Below are 3,071 nucleotides of genomic sequence, written 5' to 3' on the forward strand. Positions count from 1 at the left end.
CGCCGGGTTCCGGCGCCGGGCCGGTGGCCTGCCGGCGGTGCAGCAGCCCGCGGATCGGCAGCTGCGCGGGTACGGCTCCGGTGGCCGGCGCGGTTGCGGCGCCGGCCGTCGCGCCGTAGCGGCTCGCGAACGGTTTCGCGCTCAGGCCGTGCGCGAAGACGCTGAACAGCACGGTCGTTCCGATGATCGCCACGACGCGGTCGGCCTCGCCGTGCAGGTCGTCCAGGGCGATCAGCGCGAAGATGATCGAGGCCAGGCCGCGGGGCCCGAACCATCCGACGAACGCCACGGTCGCAGGCTTCAGCCGCGCCCCGATCAGGACGAGGGCCACCGGCAGCATCCGGATGACGGTGAGGCTCAGGACGGCGTAGCCGGCCACCTGCCAGTCGATCTCCTCGAGCACGATCGGCACGGCGACCGCACCGAAGGTCAGCCAGGTCAGCAGCGACACGAACCCCGCCGTCTGCTCGACGTAGAAGACCTCCTTGACGCCGCCGCGGCCGGCGTTGTTGCCGAACGCGAGCCCGGCGACGAAGGCGGCGACGAAGCCGTTGCCGTCGAGCCAGAGGGTCGCGGCGTAGGCGGCCAGCGCCAGGGCGAGCACGCCGGGCCCGGCGAAGTCCTCCGACATCCAGCCCCGGTGACGGGCGAGGCGCATCGCCCGGCCGCCCACCGCGCCGAGGCCGATGCCGACGGCGAGGCCGATGGCGAGCTCGATGAGGCCCCCGCCCCGGCCCGAGCCCGTGATGCTCCCGGCGGCGGCCGCGCCCGCGATCGCGAACATCACGACCGGGGTCGCGATGCCGTCGTTGAGCCCGCTCTCGACGTTCAGGACCCGCCGGATCCGCTCCGGCACGGCCGGGTCGGTCATCACCGCCGAGCCCAGCGCCGCGTCGGTGGGCGCCAGCGCGGCGCCCACCAGCAGCGCCATCCAGACGCCCATGCCGTCGAACAGCCACATCGCCAGCAGCGCGCCCGCCGCAATGGTCAGCGGCAGTCCCACCGCGAGCAGCCGGGTGTACAGCCCGAGATCGGCGCGAAGCTGCCGGAGGCCGACCCGGGAGGCGTCCGCGAACAGCACCCACACGAGGGTCACCTCGGCGAGCAGCTTGACCGCCTCGTGCGAGACGTCCGGCTCGAGGACGTGCACCGCCTGCGAGAGCAGCAGGCCCACGGTGACGAAGATGATGGGCGCGCTCAGATCCGCGCGACCCAGGCGCGTCGAGAACAACCCCCAGGCGAAGACGACCAGCATGACCAGCGCGACGGCCGCCTCGTCCATGGACTCTCCCAACCCGTACGGCTAGTAGCGGTCGGTGTCCCTGACCTCGCGGCCGTGCACCGTCAGCGCGTAGATGACGAGGACGTCGGCGACGATGATGATCGTGCTCCAGATGGGGTAGGCGGAGAAGAAGACGAAGTTCACGATCGCGCTCAGCACGGCCAGGATGACGCCGACCGCCCGCGCCCAGGTCTGGCCCGCCAGGACACCGAAGCCCGCGGCCATCGCGACGATGCCGAGCAGCAGGTGGATCCAGCCCCAGACGGTGTAGTCGAAGGAGAGGACCAGCCCGTTCGGGGTCACCAGGTAGTAGGTGTCGTTGAACAGCGCGATCAGGCCCTGGATGCCCTGGAAGAAGCCGAGCAGCACCAGCATGATGCCGCCGAAGACGATCATTCCCACCCATCGGGTCGGCTCCGGCGGCCCGCCGGCGTAGCCGGGATCCGCGGTCGCGCTAGATTGCCCTGTGTCGGACATCCCTGTTTCCTCCCATAGCGAATCGGTGAGCCCTTTGTGGACTCTTCCGCTGAGCACCGAGCGTGATCCTCGCGACCCGGCCGGGCGTCATCCGTGGCGGGTGAATGGGACCGTGCGATAGGCGCCGATCGCGCATCGCCGCCACCTGCATCTATTGACAATCATGAATCGGAAGGTCAGCCGGGCGTCAGGCCGACGGCGACGGCGTCGGCGAGGCCGGCGCGATCAGTGGCCGGCACGCCGGCGCGGCCTCGAAGGCGTACTTGACCGCCTCGGCGCTGCCGGTGATGACGCCGCGGACCGCGTCGAAGTACCCCGTGAGGTCGGTCGCCGCCTTGTCCGCCGCGGTCTTCAGCGCCGCCACGCTCGCGGTGACCTCCTCGGCCGTCTTCGCGGCCTGGACCTGGTCGCCGGCCGCGCTGACCTGATCGGCCGAGTCCTGCGCCTGCTTGCCCGCCGTCAGCAGCTGCTCCTGCGCCTGCGCCGTCTGCGGTTCGACCCCGCCGGGCAGGCCGGAGACCGTCCGGGTCAGGTTCGCCGCCGAGTCCTTCACCTCCGCGACGCTGTCCTTCACCTGGTCCTTCACCGAGTCCGGGGAGGTACCGGCGCTCGATGCGCCGGACCGGATCGCCTCGCCCGCGCTCTGCACCGATGTCTGCAGCTGCGTCGACGCCGTGCACACGGCGTTGGCCCAGGCGACGGTCGCGTCGGACGTCGCCGCCGGGCTTGTGGTTCCGTTCGTCGACGGCGTGTCCGAGTCGCCGCAGGCGACGAGCAGCAAGGCCGAGGACAGCGAGAGTGCGATCGCGATAACACGAGACTGGGCCATGTCGCCGAGTGTTCGCGGAAACCCGCCGTCAGGGATCACCCTTGCCGGGTGATGGTGGCGACGCCGGGCCGGCGGGCTCGCAGGCACGGCGGCGATGTCCGCGCTCACTCCGCACGGGTGAGGACCGTCCCCCCGGAGCGCGACAGGCTGCAGGTGCAGCCTAGTCAACAGAGGTGATGGACGTGAGGTCTGTAGCCATGCACGAACTGGAGCCGAGAATCGCCGCAAGCCGGGCGCTCGACGCACTGCTGGAGGCCGGAAGATACTCCGGCCACGGCCTGAGCACGGCGGGCGGGCGCCTCGGCCGGCGTGCCGCCGCGGCCAGGATCGAGGGCGCCCACCGCACCGGCGAGGCCTGGGCGGCGCTTCGTGGCGCGCCACCGCCGCGGCGCGGGTACGGATTGCTGACCGTCGTCGTGACGGCCGGGTGCGCCGCCGTGGCCGCGCTGGCGGTCCGGCGGGGAGTCGTCGCCTGGCGCGCGG

4 protein-coding genes are annotated in these 3,071 nt (G+C 72.0%); 1 reads left to right on the top strand and 3 read right to left on the bottom strand.

Annotated elements, in window-relative coordinates; translation table 11 throughout:
* The 3 genes from AB0F10_RS44995 to AB0F10_RS45005 form a co-directional block, all read right to left on the bottom strand.
* Positions 1 to 1,282, bottom strand: a 1,282-nt coding sequence (locus AB0F10_RS44995; RefSeq protein WP_360640659.1) for a cation:proton antiporter, incomplete at its 3' end; no start/stop codon positions are given.
* A gap of 21 nt (positions 1,283 to 1,303) precedes the next feature.
* On the bottom strand, positions 1,304 to 1,759 hold the full coding sequence (locus AB0F10_RS45000) for a hypothetical protein (RefSeq protein WP_360640661.1): 456 nt from the start codon (positions 1,757 to 1,759) through the stop codon (positions 1,304 to 1,306).
* 187 nt (positions 1,760 to 1,946) lie between these two features.
* On the bottom strand, positions 1,947 to 2,588 hold the full coding sequence (locus AB0F10_RS45005; RefSeq protein WP_360640663.1) for a hypothetical protein: 642 nt from the start codon (positions 2,586 to 2,588) through the stop codon (positions 1,947 to 1,949).
* Positions 2,589 to 2,770: 182 nt separating this feature from the next.
* Here AB0F10_RS45005 and AB0F10_RS45010 point away from each other — a divergent pair.
* The coding region (locus AB0F10_RS45010; protein WP_360640665.1) for a hypothetical protein at positions 2,771 to 3,071 on the top strand (301 nt) is incomplete at its 3' end.

Origin of the sequence: Actinoplanes sp. NPDC026623 (assembly GCF_040638275.1) — a bacterium.
Classification (GTDB): Bacteria; Actinomycetota; Actinomycetes; order Mycobacteriales; family Micromonosporaceae; genus Actinoplanes.